Raw genomic sequence first — 16794 nt, 5'->3', positions numbered from 1 at the left:
TAATATTAGATACTGAGGTGACGAGAATGATTAGAATCGGAAAAATTAGTTATTGGCATGTGCACGCGTGGGATTATACGAAACAAGCGCAGGAGCATCCGGATGCTCAAATCGTAGCGGTATGGGATGAGAATCCAGAGCGGGGAAGAGAAGCGGCGGAGAAGCAAGGCGTACCTTTTTATGAATCCTTGGATGACATGCTGCAGAGTGACGATATCGATGCCGTGATCGTGGATGCTCCGACATCCATGCATAGAGAAGTGATGTTGAAGGCCGCGGCAGCAGGCAAACACATTTTCACGGAAAAAGTAATTGCCGCCACCCTGCAAGAGGTCAACGATATCATCAATGCCGTGAATGAGAACCAAGTCAAATTAACGGTATCGCTACCGCGACTGAATGACGGTTATACTTTGGCGATCCGTGAGGTATTGCAGCAAGAGTTGCTCGGCACCGTAACACTTGTTCGTGTACGCTTGTCCCATAATGGCGCGACTGCCGGATGGCTGCCTGAGCATTTTTACAGCCTGGAGCAGTGCCGTGGAGGCGCCTTAATCGATTTGGGATGCCATCCGATGTATTTGACACGTCTGTTCCTGGGTGAAGAAGCGGTTGATGTCAATGCGAATTTCGGATACATCACGGGTAAGGAAGTGGAAGACAACGCCGTTGCTACGCTTTCTACAGCTACGGGAGCGGTCGGTGTGGTAGAAGCCGGATTTGTTAACAGCTTCTCGCCATTTACGATTGAAATTCATGGTACGGATGGTACGATCCTGTACGGAACGCCGGATAGCAAACTTCTGATTCGTTCAACGAAAAAAGAAGAGTACAAGGATGCTTGGATTGAGCTGCCGGTACCGGCGAATCGTGCAAGTGCATTTGAACAATGGATTTCCCATATTCAAGAGGATACCATTGCAGAGGAAAATATCGCATTTGCGGTTGAACTAACCAAACTAATGGAAGCATCCAACCGTTCGGCCAAAGAGCATCGCGCCATTCGTTTGGATGAACTGCAAGCATAAGATACAGGGATGATGCATCAGGATGAATAACCATTTTCCATACGAATTGATGAAAGATCGGCAGGATGCCTTGGAGCGACTTGATCTGAGAGTCTATTGGGGGCGTTATGAGATCCGGGTTCTTCGGTTTCATCTCACCACCTTTCCGCCAGGAAAGATTGTCTCCTTCCACAAGCATGCGGAGTATGAGTTTCATTTCATACCCCGCGGCAAGGGGACCGTTATTATGGAAGAGGAGCCTTATCCGCTGCGGGAAGGCATGTTTTATTTAACGGGTCCGAATGTGCTTCATTATCAGGAGGCGGATGCAGCGGAGCCGATGGACGAATTATGTCTGCATGTGGACATTATTCCACGCGATGAGGTATCCGATCATGAGAGCCAGGCGCTGCCTGTTTCGGATCCATGGGAAATGGCGGAAGCCGATGACTGTATGGAGAAGCTGAGGGGATTACCGCTGAAGCCAACGATGGATATCCATCGTGCGATGCCTTATTTCCTTGAGGCTTATCAGGCTTCTCAGGAGAAGTATTCGGGTCTGTATACAACGATTAAGCAGTGCATTATTCAAATATTGCTGCGCGCTGTACGCGCGTATGAATCCGAGCCATCGGAAGCGGAGCTGCCTTCACGGGATATGAAGGCTTACCGTTATCAATTGGCGCTGGAGTATATTCATGCAAACTCTTCGGGAGAGGTTGTACTGGATGACGTGGCGGAGAAGCTGCATATCAGCTCGAGGCAGCTGCAGCGAATATTCAAGGAGCAAGCGGAAGGACAGTCCTTCAGCGAAATACTGGAACACGTCCGCCTTGAAGCCGTATGCAGGAAACTGATCGATACCAATTGGTCGATTGATAAAATCGCCATCCACGAAGGCTTCTCAAGCGGAAGTTATTTGCATACCGTGTTTCGAAAGAGATATGGATATACGCCATCAACATATCGAGCAATGAATGTGAAATTGTAGGGGGAGTATCAGCCATGAGCAAAACCATTCGAATTGGAATTATTGGAAGCGGCGGCATTGCGGGGGAGCATGCAAAGTATTATAAACAAATTGACGATGTGCAGATTGTTGCCGTAGCTGATATTTTACCCGGCAGAGCCGATCAATTTATTGAGCGCTGGGGACTTCAGGGGGCGATCGGATTTGATGATCACCGCAGATTGTTGGATCTCGACCTGGATGGCGTAAGCATCTGTACGCCAAACGTCGCTCATTACAGTACCACGATTGATGCGCTGTCAGCGGGCAAACACGTAATGCTCGAGAAACCGATGTCGGTCACGTTGGATGAAGCCATCGAGATGGTCCAGATCGCGAAGAAGACAGGGAATATGCTCAATGTAGGCTTCCAGCCGCGTTATGATCCGAACATGGGCATCATTAAGAATCTGATCCAAAACGGCGAGCTTGGAAAAGTCTATTATGTGGAAACCGGAGGCGGTCGCCGCCGTGGAATGCCGGGTGGCACGTTTGTCCGACAGGAGATATCAGGGGCAGGTGCCATGGCGGACATTGGCTGTTATTCCTTGGATATGGCCCTGAACGCACTTGGATATCCCAAACCGTTGACGGTATCCGCGTATACATCGAATTATTTTGGCACGAATCCCAAATATCACTCCGAATCCGGAGCGTTTAACGTCGAGGATTTCGGCGTAGCGATGATACGATTCGAAGGAGACCTTGTGCTTAACTTTAAAACTTCGTGGGCTATGCATATGGATACCTTGGGGGCGACCATGTTCCTTGGAACGGATGCGGGCATGAAGATTACACCGGCAGGTTCAGGTCCTTGGAGCGGTGTGTGGGATGGGAAGGTAGGATCGATCTCCTTGTTCCATGATATTCAAGGTCATCATACCGAAAGCGCAATACCGCTGGTCCACCATGAGCTTAACGTATTTGAGGAGAAAATCAAGGATTTCGTAAGCGCTGTGCGCGAAGGCAAGCCGGCACCGATCCCGGGTGAGCAGGTGCTTCGGAATCAAGCGATTCTGGACGGCATCTTGCGGTCTTCCCAAAGCAAAAAAGAGGTTGAGATTCATATTCCGGACTTGGATTGATGGTAAGAGAGCCGCGCGTGCAGCGCGGCTTTTTTTGTGCTTGTTTATACTTGTGAGGTGATATTTTTAACATATAAAAGCTTCCATTTTTTAGATGGATATGATAGTATAAATGCGAACAATTGTTCCTCGAAAGAGTTGGATTGGACCCAGACATAATATCCGGAATGAAGGATGGTGCAGACCTGATGACTGATCGATATGCTGAAATCGATGAGGTAATCGCGTATATTCACAATAATATTTATGAGCCTCTTCCGTTATCGACACTGGCGGATTACATAGGATACAGCCCATATCATTTTTCGCGTATATTTAAGGATCGAATCGGACTGCCTCCATTATATTACGTGTCCTCACTTCGTTTGGAGAAGGCGAAGGACTTGCTATTACATACACATCTGAGTATCCGGGATGTCGCCATGGAGATCGGTCAGCAGAGTCTGGGTACATTTACGACACGCTTTACGGAAAGAGTAGGAGTAACCCCTTCCCAGTTTCGAAACTCGAGGGAAGAGGCGGACGAGCATCTGTTATCCCTGCAGAAACTGAACAGCTGGCGTGACTCCATACCGGTTGTGAATCCCAATCTGACAGTTGAGGGCACGGTAGAGGCAACGGCTCCATTTCAGGGTGTCATCTTGATCGGGCTGTTCGCCAAGCCGATTCCCGAAGGTTTACCGTTATACGGAACTTTGCTATCCTCCGTCGGCTCGTTTCGGTTCGGCGACGTCAGACCCGGAACGTATTATCTGATGGCTACTTCGGTCCCATGGGGCATGAAGGCGGTTGATTTCTTGCTTCCTAAGTCTACCACGCTGCGTACCCGTTCGAAGGAACCCATTTTCGTTACCCCAAATTCTAAGACCCCGCATCTTCATGTAACTCTGCATGTTCCCCGGCTGGATGATCCGCCGATTCTGATTTCTTTGCCATTATTAATGAATCACTTTCTCAAAAGGGTTGCTCCCATGCTGCGTTGAGCCCTGGAGAGGATCGGTTCGTATGTTGATACACTTTTGGCATTGAAGGCTACCGCACACCATGGCAGCTCTTCATTACATTTCGTTGACATTTGGGTTCTGATTCCTGATACTTAAATGAGGGCGAATGACATAGGCAGTATTGTTATTTGTAAGTAAGAACGAGAGATTTGAGGTGTCACCTGTGATTGTTGTAAGCTCGTGTTTAGCCGGTTTGCAGGTTCGTTATAACGCTACGGACAGTTTGGATGCGAACATTCAGCAACTGGTCAAATCGAAGAAAGCTGTGACCGTATGTCCCGAACTTCTTGGCGGATTCTCAACTCCACGGGAGCCTGCGGAGATCGTCGGAGGAAACGGTGATGACGTACTGGCAGGGAATGCTAGAGTGGTTGAATTGTCCGGGAAAGACGTGACCGAGATGTATATAAATGGTGCCTACCAAGCGCTTCGAGTGGCGCAAGAGCTCGGAGCATTGCTGATTGTCCTGAAAGAGAGCAGTCCTTCCTGCGGCAGTGCCATGATTTATAATGGAGAATTTGCCAATGAGAAGATAGCCGGTTATGGCGTAACTACGGCTCTGCTGCGCAGGGAAGGTTATAAGGTTATTTCAGAGCACGACCTTAGCGTATATGCAGCACAGCCGGAATACGCCTCTCTTTTTATTGGGAGATAAATCAAACGTCTTCGTTTATATATTTTCGTCCTGCTCTATAATTATGATAGAATTATCATATCGACTGCTTACATGTTGTGATTCTTTATATTGGAGGGAATTATGGAACTCATAAATCAAACCGAAGTACAACAAATGATTGATAAATTGAAGGACCAGGATTTATATATTCACCTTGAGATGACAACAGGCGCTTATGCTGCCCATTATGACAGCACGAAGCACCCCGCGGCTAACTTTATTACGAATGCAACCATTCGTTACAGCCACGGTTCTATATCCGGCAATGGACCCTATCGGGTTGGATTGAAAATGAGTCAAGGCTGGGTATATACGGAAGGACTCACCCATTTCGAACAGAGTGATACCGATCGGCTGATCATGGCAGGTCATGACAGTCAGGGCAAACTGGTTGTCGCTTTGCAGCTGAGCCGGGAGCCTTTTTAATAGAGAGAGGAGACGAGGATTGATGGAGCAAAACATACTGGTCATATTGCCGCACCCGGATGATGAAGCATTTGGTTTATCCGGAACGTTGGCTAAATATATTATGGAAGGCGCTCATGTGACCTATGCTTGCCTAACGCTTGGGGAGATGGGCCGCAATATGGGCATTCCCCCGTTTGCAAACCGTATCACGCTTCCAACCATTCGCAAAGCAGAGCTGGAGGAATCCTGCAAAGCGATAGGCATACAGGATTTGAGATTGCTTGGTTTCCATGATAAAACGATTGAATTCGAGGATCAAAATAAGCTGGATAGCGCGATTGCTTCCCTGCTTCAGGAGATAAAGCCATCGCTGGTGTTCACGTTCTACCCTGGATATAGCGTTCACCCTGACCATGACGCAACGGGAGCGGCTGTAATCCGCACGATTCAGCGTATGCCTGCCGGGGATCGACCAGTCGTTCAATGTCTGGCATTCTCCAACAATTGTGAGCAAGAATTGGGTAAACCGGATGTTTATCAAGATGTATCCATGTTTATGGTACAGAAGCTGAACTCCATTCAAGCCCATCGCTCTCAATTCCAAGCAGCGGAGCTGCTGGGCAAGAAACAGATGAAGGCCAAGGAAGTGGAGCAGCGCTTCGGAACGGAACGTTTCTGGACCTATACATTTGAATAAATCCCCAACATGGGATGGATCCATAAAAAGAGCCGCAGATGCTAATTCTGCGGCTCTTTTTTGCATGGTTTGGTCTTAATGCATTGCGGAGAGAATGAATCGGCATGCCGCCTACTTAGAACAAATCCGATGGATATCAAAACGGTATTAATCGATTAAGTCTTGCACGATGAAAGATGCAGCGATTCCGGCCCGGCCGAGATTTATGTGCTGACTAATTAGGGGCTGCTAATGGATAAGGGGTAAAGCGTTCCTTTCATGCAGAAAGAGGTTTTGCCCGTCTCCTCTGATACAACGAGTACCAAGGCATCGCTGATTTCAGACAGGCCAATGGCTGCACGGTGACGGGTTCCGAGCTTACGGTCACCATAGGTTTTGGCTGTTAAAGGCAACACGTTCGCGGCGGAAATAATCATCTCTTTACGTACGAGCACAGCCCCATCGTGCAGCGGGCTGCCGGGAACAAATATGGATTCAAGCAAGGGACTTGTGATTTCTGCAGACAAGGGAATCCCTGGCGTCATTAACGAATCCAGGCCATCTTCCCGTTGAATCACAATGAGTGCACCCCGTTTTTTTTGACTGAGATGATATATGGATTTCGCGATTTCTTGGTATTTGCTTGTGAAGGGGAAGAGAAAACAATTGAGATAATACGTTGATGAAATCGATTCAGCTTCTAAAAATTTAGTTCTGACAAGGTCTAACTCACCCAGCAGACATGAACTATCCTGGTCCAAATTGACGATGATGTGCTGTAATTGTCTCGTGATATCTGAGAGCTGCTCCTTCAATTTGTTTTTCAGCGGCGTAAAATTGCAATCTTGATTTTGCATCCGATATCTTCCTCCTTATCATTGGTATCATTACCATTCGGGGATATCGATATTCTATAAAGCAGGTGGAGTTTCACATATAGTTAAACTCGGAAAATCCGATTTATTAGTAAAACTGATAAATGCTATAAGAACATTGTAATTGACCGGTCCAGGTAAGCTGTGATAGGTTCAAAGGAGAAATAAAATTAATTGTATCGTAATAGTAGGAATTAATAATGTGCGCTTTTGAGAGGTGGATATTGTTGGAACTTCAAGTAATGAACAGTCCTTTTAATCAGGAACAGGTGGAACTGTTGAACCGCCTACTGCCCACACTGACAGAATCCCAGCGGACCTGGCTCAGCGGATTTATCGCTGCATTACAGGGAACGGCTGCCGCAGCAGCAGTTGCGGCAGCACCACAAGCGAACACGTTAGCCGCTGTATCGGCGCCGGTGGCAACAGCTGCTAAAGAAGTCACCGTCCTATACGGATCACAGACAGGCAATGGTCATGGATTATCGAAAAAGTTATCGAAGAAGCTGGAAGAGGTTGGTCTTCAGGTCACGATGTCTTCAATGAGCGATTTTAAACCGAATAATCTGAAGAAGTTACAGAATCTCCTGATTATCGTCAGTACGCATGGAGAGGGTGAACCGCCGGATAATGCAATCCCATTCTATGAATTTCTGCATAGCAAGCGGGCACCTCAGGTTGACCATCTTCAATATTCCGTACTGGCGCTGGGGGATACCTCGTATGAATTTTTCTGCCAAACGGGTAAAGATTTCGACAAGCGGCTCGAGGAATTGGGCGGTAAGCGGCTGACGCCAAGAGTAGATTGCGATGTGGACTTTGATGAGTCGGCTGCAGAATGGATGAATCAGGTTCTTCTATCGTTGAACGAGGCTGGAGCGGGATCATCCGTTGTTGAAAATGGGAGTGCGGTAGCCCTGAGCGATAGTACGGAATCGGAATTTTCGAGAAGCCATCCATTTCAAGCGGAAATCCTCGAAAATTTGAATTTGAACGGTAGAGGATCTGACCGTGAAACTCGTCATATCGAAATTTCTCTTGAAGGTTCGAATTTGCAGTATGAGCCGGGTGACAGCTTAGGAATCTATCCGGAAAATCACCCGCAGCTGGTGGATGATCTCATCGCTGCTATGGGATGGAATGCTGATGAAGTGGTTGTCATTAATAAGCATGGTGAAGCGCGAGCACTTCGAGATGCCTTGCTCCGTCACTATGAAATTACGGTTCTCACGAAACCTCTGATCGAGCAAGTGGTTAAGATTTCAGGGAATGAAGGACTACAATCATTGCTGAAGCCAGGTCATGAGCAGGAATTGCGCACCTATATTGAGGAACGGGATTTACTCGATCTGGTACAGGATTATGGTCTGCAGCAAGTGTCGGCAAGCGATTTTGTATCCATACTACGCAAGATTCCGGCCCGCCTTTACTCTATCGCAAGCAGCTCCAAAGCGTTTCCCGATGAAGTTCATGTTACCGTTCGAACGGTCCGTTATGAAGCACATGGCCGCCATCGCTACGGCGTATGTTCCGTACAATTGGCAGAGCGTCTGGAAGCTGGCGATTCGCTGCCGGTATACATTCAGCATAACCCGAACTTTAAGCTGCCTGAGAATCCGGACACTCCGATCATTATGATCGGACCTGGTACAGGCGTGGCACCTTTCAGAGCCTTTCTGGGGGAACGGGAAGAGACGGGGGCAGAAGGGAAATCATGGTTGTTCTACGGAGATCAGCATTTCTCAACGGACTTCCTCTATCAGATTGAATGGCAGCGTTGGTTGAAGGATGGAGTACTGACGCGTATGGATGTTGCTTTCTCTCGGGATACGGACCAAAAAGTGTACGTACAGCACCGCATGCTGGAGAAGAGCAAGGAGCTATATCAGTGGCTCCAAGAAGGAGCCTGCGTCTATGTCTGCGGCGATGAGAAGAAGATGGCTCATGACGTGCATTCCGCACTCGGGTCCATTCTCGAACAAGAAGGCGGCATGAGTCCGGAAGAAGCTGCGGAATATCTGACGCTCATGCAGCAACTGAAACGTTATCAGCGGGATGTGTATTGAGATCATCCCCGTGGTTTTCGAGAGGAGAAAAAGGAACATGTCTGATAATAATTTAGTATCACCCCATAGTGCGCCGCATAGTGATGTTGAGGACATCAAGCGTCGAAGCAACTATCTGCGTGGCAGTCTTGTAGAGACATTAGAGGATCGCATTACGGCATCGATTCCCGAAGACGATAACCGGCTGATGAAATTTCACGGCAGTTATATGCAGGATGACCGGGATTTGCGTAACGAACGACACAAGCAAAAGCTTGAGCCTGCTTACCAGTTCATGTTGCGTGTTCGTGCCGCTGGCGGTGTCGTAACTCCGGAGCAATGGCTGATGATGGACCGTGTAGCCCAAAAGTATGCCAACGGAACGATTCGCTTGACCACACGCCAATCTTTTCAGCTTCATGGCGTACTGAAGTGGAATATGAAGAACACCATTCAAGAAGTGAATGAAGCCATGCTTAGTACATTGGCTGCTTGCGGTGACGTCAACCGTAACGTGATGTGCAATCCGAACCCTTATCAATCCGAAATTCATTCGGAGGTATACGAATGGGCACGTATGCTTAGCAGTCATCTCGATCCGCGCTCGCGTGCGTATCATGAGATTTGGCTGGACGGCGAGAAGATTGTAGACAGCCTCCAGGAGGAGCAGGAGCCGATTTATGGCCCGGTGTATCTGCCGCGGAAATTCAAGATCGGGATGGCTGTGCCGCCTTCCAATGATGTTGATGTGTATTCCCAAGATCTTGGCCTCATTGCAATCATTGAGGAAGGACAATTGAAAGGCTTTAACGTTTCGGTAGGCGGTGGCATGGGGATGACACACGGTGATCCGTTAACCTATCCTCAAGTGGCAAAAGTCATTGGTTTCTGCAAACCCGAGCAGATCGTTGACTTGGCCGAGAAGACGGTGATGATCCAACGTGATTACGGAGACCGTGCGGTGCGCAAGCATGCTCGTTTCAAATATACGATTGATGATCGCGGAATCGATTGGTTTGTCAACGAGCTCACCAGCCGTCTGGGTTGGAAGCTGGAGGAGGCAAAACCGTTTCATTTTGATCATAATGGTGATCGCTACGGCTGGGTTAAAGGCAGCAATGGCAAATGGCATTTTACATTGTTCATCCAGAACGGACGTGTGAAAGACGAAGCCGATTACCTGCTGATGACAGGCCTGCGTGAAATCGCTCAAATCCATAATGGAGATTTTCGTCTGACGGCCAATCAGAATCTGATCGTTGCCAATATCAGCAGCCACAAGAAGAAAAAGATTGAAGAACTCATCAAGCGTTACGGACTTACGGACGGTCATTATTATTCTGCCCTGAGACGAAATTCTATGGCATGTGTTGCCCTACCGACATGTGGATTGGCGATGGCTGAATCCGAGCGATATTTGCCGACGTTATTGGATAAAATCGATGTCATTCTGGAAGAGAACGGACTTCGCGAAGAGGATATCGTCATTCGAATGACCGGGTGCCCGAATGGATGTGCCAGACCGATGCTGGCCGAAATCGCATTTATCGGAAAGGCGCCTGGAAAATATAACATGTACCTGGGTGGAGGTTTCTCCGGACACCGACTGAACAAGCTTTATAAGGAAAACATCGGTGAGGCCGAAATTTTGGGTTCCCTTCGTCCCATCATGAAGCAATTTGCACAAGAACGCGAGCAAGGCGAGCATTTCGGTGACTTTGTTATTCGTGCCGGTTACGTGAAGGAAGTATTAGACGGGCAACAATTTCATGCATAATGATACTCAGTTATAAACAAACCGGAGTTCTTCTTGAGGAGAGCTTCGGTTTGTTTTGTTTATTGCACATGGGATTGAGATAAATTAAAACCGTTTTGGGAGTTCGTCCGTCTTAACCCATAGAGCATCATATAGAGAGAGAAGGAGAGGAGATCATGATGGGCTCCCAAGCAGAGATGAAAAAGGTGGTACTGACAACAACGGAAGAAGAAACCGATTTTTACCAGGCTATTATGGAACACAAGGACACACTGATCCATATTGCTTACAGTTATTTGCGCAACCGATATGATGCCCTGGAAGCGGTGCAGGAGATGACGTGTAGAGCATGGGTCAAGCGTTCAACGTTAAAAGAAGGGAGAGCATTCAAAGCCTGGATCATCCGCATCTTGATCTATGTTTGTATTGACGAACAGAGACGTCGCAAGCGAGCTGTCCCAGTGACTGATCATGAGCTGGAAAAAGCGATTGTCGAACCAGCTTTTGGCGGGTTCAATCATAACAGGCTTGCTATGTGGCCCGTTCTGAAAAAGGTGAAGCCCAAGTACCGACATGTGCTGATATTGAAATATTACAATGACATGACGCTGAAGGAGATAGCTGCGATCCTCGGCAAGCCGGAGGGTACAGTGAAGACATGGCAGTACAAGGGGCTGGAGCATTTACGAAAATTAATGAATAATCGGGGGGAATGGCAGGATGACTAGTCCTGAAGAACAAGCAATGCTTGCCGATGCGGAACAGATCCGTCAGGAACAACGGCAGCAGCTTCATGCTATCGATGCTACATACGCTATTCAGCGCGGGTTGGCGATGGGACGGACGCGCGGGAAATCTCGAAATCATTCTTTGAAAGTGGCTGCTATCACACTCATCACTATAATGGCTGCCGGTTTGTGGCTGCTCAGTCCGTTCAAGGACACCGTTGCTCCACAGGCAGCCAAGGAGCAGACGTTGGATTGGGGAGCACTGAGCAAGTTTAAGGCAATGGACTATGATATCGATCAAAGTACATTGGAGTCGGCGATAAGAAACCATTATATTCAGATGATCAATAAGTCGGCGAAGTCGGGACCTTACCAGATTAACATTAACGCTGTTACAGCGGACGAGAACAAATTAATATTGTTATATACAGCCAAGACAGATTCCAGCCAGGAGATCTATAATGTGAACAGCGTTAGAATAAAAGATGCGCAAACAGGCCGTTCTCTAGGGTCTACCTCAACAATGGGAGGCGGGGAAAGTCAAAGTTGGCATGGACGTGGAACATTAGAGTTGGATCGCAGCCAACCTTTCCCTAGCAGCATTGAAGTGGATTTTCAAATTGCATCCGTAGATCGTGGCAAACTATCTGATCCCAAGACAGGAACGGTCAAGTCAGAGATGAAGTACTCCAAGAGAATGAAAATTAAGTTTAACTTGGATCCGAAATTTGCTTCAATCAAAACGGAGACGTATAACCCAAATCAAACTTTCATGCTTGGCGATCATCAGATTGTGTTATCTGAGGTTGAGATTTCTCCGCTCATGACACAAGTAAGATTCGCTTACGATCCTGGGAAAAAAATTGATTTTCAAACCAAGCTTTCGATAAGCGACATGTTACAACCATCTGAAATTGTATCGAAGACGGAAGATGGGCGAAGTTTTAAATTGTCCAGCTTGTCGGGACACGGAACGGAGGATGGGTCTCAGTATACGTTCAGCAGCAATATGCTGGATGATCCAGAGTCTATGGTACTGAAGTTGTATCCTAAATCCCGTTCATCGTATGCATCTGAACAAGAAGTAGAAAAGCATATGCTGGAGTTCAAAATAAAATAAGAGAATAAGAGCCGCCTCTTGAAATGTGTGAGGCGGCTCTTATTGTTGTTCATTGCTCCAATACGCCGGCTGTGCTCGTTTTCTTTTTAAACAATGGGATCAGCAGCGCCGAACCTGTCAGGAACAAGAGTGCGCTGACCGCATAAACAGCGAACAGGGACAGTTGGTCTTTGAGCAATCCCCCCAGCGACATACCCAGCACCATCATTCCCATAAAGATCGGGGTCAGGGTCCCGCCAACCCGACCAATGTATGGCCCATCCGTATTGTTTAGGATCAAAGTGTTGATTCCAATGTGGATGGAGGGATAAAAGAATCCGTTAAGCACAAGAAGCAGCAGCGTAAATATTATGCTGGTTGACCAGCCGATACCGAGGTTCCCGACAGCGCTAACGGTCAGACCGAGCGCTAGTAAGGCTTGAGGGGTTATTTTCTTGGCAAATGCCATGACGAAGCCTCCTCCGACGAGCATCGCCGCCCCATTGACCGTTAACAGCCATTGCAAGAATGACTTATCCTGACCGAGATTCTCAATCGTCACAAATATCGCGAGCGGCTGAATTAGTCCGGCTGCCAAGCCAGCCACGGCAAAGGTCACGCCCAGTGTTCGGAGCGTTTGATTATTCCATACATAACGAAGTCCTTCAATAAGCTCTTGTTTCAGGTTCTGCTGCTTGGATTGTGTCTCTTCCTGCAAATCACGAGGCAGCAAAGTCAGAATCAATCCAGAACCCAGGAATAACGCGCCTGTTGCGATCAGCGATATTTCAATGCCGAATCTTTGATATATAAATGCACCTGCGATCGGGCCGATGACCATAAAGAAGGCAACCATGGATTGAAACATGGCCATCACGGATTGCAGCTGTTCAGCGGGTACATGCTGTTTGAACAGCTTCATCGCTGAGGGCTGAGAGAATTGTGACAAGGCGGCTGAGAAGAACGTGAGTACCAGCAACGCCTGCCACGACCCGTTATGAACGGCAATCAGCACGAGAAATACCGATACCGCAGACAATGCATCAGAACTGACCATAGTACGCTTGGGTCGCCAGCGGTCCGCGAAAGTACCGCCGATGAAGGCAAACAAGAAAATGGGCGCAAATTCAGCTACGGATATGAGGGATACATACACAGGGTTATTGCCTGTCAAGTCGGTAACGTATAGCAGAATGGCAAAGTTACGAACCCAAATGCCAAGATTCAAGAGAATGCGTGACAAGACAATCGTTCGAACATAGGGATTGTTAAGCAAAATGAAGGTGTCTCCTTTCGGGATCTGTACTTAACAGATCGGATATCGTAAAAAACAAGCGAATGCGCATTTCGTCGTTTAATACATAGACATAATATTATTTTGTCTATAAATAATCAACTGTTTTTTTTATTTCATCTACTTTTTTTGTAAAAAAAGCGCTTCCCGCATTTGTACATGAGCAGGAAGTGCCTTTGAGACATTCGAAGAGGGCAAAACCAAGACCAGCACGAACAAGACTTGCAATGGCCGGAGGTTCGTCAACCCGGCATACATATCTCGGGGCAATTCCAGCCTCCTTCAAGAATTTCTCGTTCATTTGTTGGAATATAAAATCTTCCTTAAAGTCAATAAAAGTTTTATCCTTCAATTCATCCAAGTTAATTGGTGTATGGTCAGCGAGGCTGTGCCCTTGGGGCATGGCATGGGAAAGATAATCTTACTCGTCGGCGATCATCACGGATTGATGATTACTGGGATGTGTCTATTTTCCGGATATACGCTCTTAACCTTGTTCAAGGGACTTAATAGAGATATAATGGACAAGGGTATTTATTGAATACCGGCTACAGATTCAATGATGAAAGAGAGCGGAAATGTATGGGCCGTAAATGGAATAATATTAAGGAAAAGAAAGCATCCAAGGATGCTAATACAAGTCGCGTATACGCGAAATTCGGTGTAGAAATCTATGTTGCTGCCAAAAAAGGCGAGCCGGATCCCGAGTCCAACCGTGCGCTGAAGGTTGTTCTTGAGCGTGCCAAAACATACAATGTGCCGAAAGCCATTATTGACCGTGCCTTGGATAAAGCCAAAGGCAGCGGGGATGAGAATTATGAAGAGCTGCGCTATGAAGGTTTTGGTCCGAATGGTTCGATGATCATTGTTGACGCTTTAACCAACAACGTCAATCGTACGGCGCCTGCTGTACGTTCTGCCTTTAATAAGAACGGCGGCAATATGGGCGTCAGCGGTTCAGTATCTTATATGTTTGATCCAACCGCAGTAATCGGCGTTGAAGGTAAGTCGGCTGAGGAAGTTATGGACCTGCTGCTCGAGGCCGATCTGGATGTCCGTGACATCCTGGAAGAGGAAGAAGCGGTGATCGTCTATGCTGAACCCGACCAGTTCCATGCGGTTCAGGAAGCATTCAAAGCCGCTGGAATTACGGAGTTTACCGTTGCCGAGCTTACCATGCTGGCTCAAAATTTTGTCACCTTACCGGAAGAAGGACAGGTACAGTTCGAGAAGCTGATCGACGCATTGGAAGACCTCGAGGATGTTCAGCAGGTATATCACAACGTAGAATTTGAGGAATAGGATACAAGAACCCTATAAATTCAGTGTTTAGAAGCTCTTACTGCTGATTCAAACTTGGGGAGATATCCGAGTTTCACCGTTTTTCTCAATCAGCGATGGTATACATTTTGTTGATTGATGCAATTTATGATGATGTACGTCTTTCCAGAAGTGCTCGCTATTTTAACTCACTTTTTGTATGAAATAACTATACAAGGAGTGAGTTTTTTATGTTATTAGAGGATGTTTACAAAGAGTTTCTTTTTGATTTGGAGATCAAGAATTATAGTATCCGAACTATAAAAGGATACAGAAATAATAACAGAGCCTTCTTAAATTTTTTAATTAATGAATTTGAAGTGACTGAAGTGGAAGAAGTTAATACTTCCCATATCAAAGCCTATCTTAGGAACTTAAAAGACAAAGGTTTATCTGAAACCTACATCAATGGAATACAAAAAAACATTCGTTCGTTTTTCCGTTTCAATGTTGAAGAAGGATATATTGCTGAAAAAAGAAATCCTGTTCTTAGTTTAAAGTGGATGAAGGAACCAAAGGTTCTGATTCAGACTTTCAATGATGATGAAGTGAAGAGGATGCTTAACGTTTTTAAAGGGGATTGCTATTTAAGTTTACGTAATAAGCTAATTCTAATGTTCTTTGTGGACTTAGGAATCAGAAATTTGGAATTATGTACTCTTAGTTCTCTTGATGTAAGAGATAGTGTTATAAAGATACATGGAAAAGGGAATAAGGAGAGGCATTTATACATTTCACCTCTTTTGAAAAAGTACATTATCAAATACGAGAGAGTAAAAGAGGCATATTTTAAAGATAAAATTATGACTGATTCAAGTTTTTTCTTATCTCAAAATGGTAAAACTCTTACAGTTGTTGCAATTGAGGTAATAGTCAAAAAAGCTGGAGCGGAGGCTAAGGTTCGAAAACATATTCGTTGCAGTCCCCATACACTTAGACATTACTATGCTCAAAAACAATTAAGATTAGGATTGGATGTTTACAGTCTTAGTAGATTATTAGGACATGAGTCGACTGTTATCACTAATCGTTATCTACAGTCAATTCAAGATGAGCAGATACTAGAATTAGCTAAAACGACTAGTCCTTTGATGAATTTGTAGTAATCAACTCACACCAAATGCGATTAAGTACATTTTCAAACGACTACAAAAAGTGATGGCATTTAAAGATGTAAGATTGTCAGCTCATACATTCAGACATACAATGGCTCATCGAATGAAAATGAACGGTGCAGATGTGTTTGCCTTCAAAAAATGTTACCGCACTCTGACTTGGATTATGAGTAAGAAATACTTGGCTTTTTGGTGAACTGCCTTGCCTTGAAGGAGAGAAATAATAAGTTTAACCCTTTAAATCATTTGGATATATAAGCTTTTAATACGCTGATAGGCTTAAATGTTGATTTGGATTAACAAAAAAGGTAGGCTGGCTCGTAACTATCTTAGGAGAGTGGGGGTTTGAGGGAGAGAATATTAAAACAGCGCATTAGCGCCTCATATTGACGGTTGAATAGTCCTCTAAATGCTTTGAAAATCAAGCAAAATGTAACGGAGGAAGAAAATGACAAAATTCCTCAATCTTAACTGGACGATGTACCACTCAAAGGTTGTTGAAAGCCGCTAGAAGGCATTGTAAGCTTGTTATGGAAAACTCCAAACGAAAAATATGCCAACTCGCCGCGAAACCATACGGAAAAAAATAACGCGGTTGAGTGTGGAACGGAATGCCTTGCTTAACATAACATCAGGGCAAAACAGAAGCATTTTAAAAACCATCAGAAACCTTACTCGCCTTCGGTAAGGTTTCTTT

Annotated in this window: 16 protein-coding genes; 13 read left to right on the top strand and 3 right to left on the bottom strand. The window is 46.0% G+C overall.

Translation table 11 applies throughout. The features are described from left to right. Window positions 1-26 precede the first annotated feature (26 nt). The 7 genes from MHH48_RS20830 to bshB2 all read left to right on the top strand — a co-directional run bounded on the left by MHH48_RS20830 (window position 27) and on the right by bshB2 (window position 5886). Window positions 27-1028 (top strand): Gfo/Idh/MocA family oxidoreductase, encoded by a 1002-nt coding sequence (locus tag MHH48_RS20830; protein WP_076321823.1) that lies wholly within the window; start codon window positions 27-29, stop codon window positions 1026-1028. 22 nt (window positions 1029-1050) lie between these two features. Continuing rightward, complete coding sequence (locus MHH48_RS20825; protein ID WP_076321822.1) at window positions 1051-1998, top strand: AraC family transcriptional regulator; 948 nt, start codon at window positions 1051-1053, stop codon at window positions 1996-1998. A gap of 14 nt (window positions 1999-2012) precedes the next feature. After that, window positions 2013-3101, top strand: a complete 1089-nt coding sequence (locus MHH48_RS20820) for a Gfo/Idh/MocA family oxidoreductase (RefSeq protein ID WP_076321821.1) — start codon at window positions 2013-2015, stop codon at window positions 3099-3101. 188 nt (window positions 3102-3289) lie between these two features. Beyond that, window positions 3290-4084, top strand: coding sequence for an AraC family transcriptional regulator (locus tag MHH48_RS20815; protein ID WP_076321820.1), 795 nt, complete (start codon window positions 3290-3292; stop codon window positions 4082-4084). Window positions 4085-4268: 184 nt separating this feature from the next. Beyond that, window positions 4269-4760: a DUF523 domain-containing protein gene (locus MHH48_RS20810; RefSeq protein WP_076321819.1), complete on the top strand. Its 492-nt coding sequence runs from the start codon at window positions 4269-4271 to the stop codon at window positions 4758-4760. Between the two features lie 102 nt (window positions 4761-4862). Then, window positions 4863-5207, top strand: coding sequence for a YojF family protein (locus MHH48_RS20805; RefSeq protein WP_076321818.1), 345 nt, complete (start codon window positions 4863-4865; stop codon window positions 5205-5207). A gap of 22 nt (window positions 5208-5229) precedes the next feature. Further along, window positions 5230-5886 (top strand): bacillithiol biosynthesis deacetylase BshB2, encoded by a 657-nt coding sequence (bshB2, locus tag MHH48_RS20800; RefSeq protein ID WP_076321817.1) that lies wholly within the window; start codon window positions 5230-5232, stop codon window positions 5884-5886. Window positions 5887-6104: 218 nt separating this feature from the next. On the opposite strand, the gene cdaS is transcribed toward bshB2, so the two are convergent. Next, a complete protein-coding gene (gene cdaS, locus MHH48_RS20795) occupies window positions 6105-6722 on the bottom strand; it encodes a sporulation-specific diadenylate cyclase CdaS (protein ID WP_076321816.1) in 618 nt (205 codons plus the stop codon). Window positions 6723-6967: 245 nt separating this feature from the next. Here cdaS and MHH48_RS20790 point away from each other — a divergent pair, with 245 nt between their 5' ends. The 4 genes from MHH48_RS20790 (at window position 6968) to MHH48_RS20775 (ending at window position 12389) form a co-directional block, all read left to right on the top strand. After that, window positions 6968-8806, top strand: a complete 1839-nt coding sequence (locus MHH48_RS20790) for an assimilatory sulfite reductase (NADPH) flavoprotein subunit (protein ID WP_076321815.1) — start codon at window positions 6968-6970, stop codon at window positions 8804-8806. Between the two features lie 37 nt (window positions 8807-8843). After that, entirely contained in the window at window positions 8844-10562 is a 1719-nt protein-coding gene (gene cysI, locus MHH48_RS20785) for an assimilatory sulfite reductase (NADPH) hemoprotein subunit (RefSeq protein ID WP_076321814.1), read from the top strand. Between the two features lie 155 nt (window positions 10563-10717). Then, window positions 10718-11269 (top strand): sigma-70 family RNA polymerase sigma factor, encoded by a 552-nt coding sequence (locus MHH48_RS20780; protein ID WP_076321813.1) that lies wholly within the window; start codon window positions 10718-10720, stop codon window positions 11267-11269. Further along, complete coding sequence (locus MHH48_RS20775; RefSeq protein ID WP_076321812.1) at window positions 11262-12389, top strand: DUF4179 domain-containing protein; 1128 nt, start codon at window positions 11262-11264, stop codon at window positions 12387-12389. Before MHH48_RS20780 ends, MHH48_RS20775 begins: the two co-directional genes overlap by 8 nt. A 49-nt stretch (window positions 12390-12438) precedes the next feature. On the opposite strand, the gene MHH48_RS20770 is transcribed toward MHH48_RS20775, so the two are convergent. Together MHH48_RS20770 and MHH48_RS20765 are read right to left on the bottom strand one after the other, a co-directional pair. Next, window positions 12439-13644, bottom strand: a complete 1206-nt coding sequence (locus MHH48_RS20770) for an MFS transporter (RefSeq protein WP_256720465.1) — start codon at window positions 13642-13644, stop codon at window positions 12439-12441. A 106-nt stretch (window positions 13645-13750) separates the two neighbouring features. Beyond that, window positions 13751-14014 (bottom strand): LysR family transcriptional regulator substrate-binding protein, encoded by a 264-nt coding sequence (locus MHH48_RS20765; protein WP_340386812.1) that lies wholly within the window; start codon window positions 14012-14014, stop codon window positions 13751-13753. A gap of 230 nt (window positions 14015-14244) precedes the next feature. Here MHH48_RS20765 and MHH48_RS20760 point away from each other — a divergent pair, with 230 nt between their 5' ends. Then, window positions 14245-14964: a YebC/PmpR family DNA-binding transcriptional regulator gene (locus MHH48_RS20760; protein ID WP_076321809.1), complete on the top strand. Its 720-nt coding sequence runs from the start codon at window positions 14245-14247 to the stop codon at window positions 14962-14964. Between the two features lie 209 nt (window positions 14965-15173). Next, a complete protein-coding gene (locus MHH48_RS20755; protein ID WP_076321808.1) occupies window positions 15174-16085 on the top strand; it encodes a tyrosine-type recombinase/integrase in 912 nt (303 codons plus the stop codon). Window positions 16086-16794 lie beyond the last annotated feature (709 nt).

This window comes from Paenibacillus sp. FSL F4-0100, from assembly GCF_037993005.1.
Lineage (GTDB): Bacteria > Bacillota > Bacilli > Paenibacillales > Paenibacillaceae > Paenibacillus_AQ.
Note: the sequence above shows the minus strand (reverse complement) of the source record. Positions and strands in the feature narration are given on the sequence as shown.

What these genes read in the sequence shown, in the direction of transcription:
- MHH48_RS20830 (WP_076321823.1), top strand. Translation starts at nt 27, where the DNA reads ATGATTAGAATCGGAAAAATTAGTTATTGGCATGTGCACGCGTGGGAT.
- MHH48_RS20825 (WP_076321822.1), top strand. Translation starts at nt 1,051, where the DNA reads ATGAATAACCATTTTCCATACGAATTGATGAAAGATCGGCAGGATGCC.
- MHH48_RS20820 (WP_076321821.1), top strand. Translation starts at nt 2,013, where the DNA reads ATGAGCAAAACCATTCGAATTGGAATTATTGGAAGCGGCGGCATTGCG.
- MHH48_RS20815 (WP_076321820.1), top strand. Translation starts at nt 3,290, where the DNA reads ATGACTGATCGATATGCTGAAATCGATGAGGTAATCGCGTATATTCAC.
- MHH48_RS20805 (WP_076321818.1), top strand. Translation starts at nt 4,863, where the DNA reads ATGGAACTCATAAATCAAACCGAAGTACAACAAATGATTGATAAATTG.
- bshB2 (WP_076321817.1), top strand. Translation starts at nt 5,230, where the DNA reads ATGGAGCAAAACATACTGGTCATATTGCCGCACCCGGATGATGAAGCA.
- cdaS (WP_076321816.1), bottom strand. Translation starts at nt 6,722, where the DNA reads ATGCAAAATCAAGATTGCAATTTTACGCCGCTGAAAAACAAATTGAAG.
- cysI (WP_076321814.1), top strand. Translation starts at nt 8,844, where the DNA reads ATGTCTGATAATAATTTAGTATCACCCCATAGTGCGCCGCATAGTGAT.
- MHH48_RS20780 (WP_076321813.1), top strand. Translation starts at nt 10,718, where the DNA reads ATGATGGGCTCCCAAGCAGAGATGAAAAAGGTGGTACTGACAACAACG.
- MHH48_RS20775 (WP_076321812.1), top strand. Translation starts at nt 11,262, where the DNA reads ATGACTAGTCCTGAAGAACAAGCAATGCTTGCCGATGCGGAACAGATC.
- MHH48_RS20760 (WP_076321809.1), top strand. Translation starts at nt 14,245, where the DNA reads ATGGGCCGTAAATGGAATAATATTAAGGAAAAGAAAGCATCCAAGGAT.
- MHH48_RS20755 (WP_076321808.1), top strand. Translation starts at nt 15,174, where the DNA reads ATGTTATTAGAGGATGTTTACAAAGAGTTTCTTTTTGATTTGGAGATC.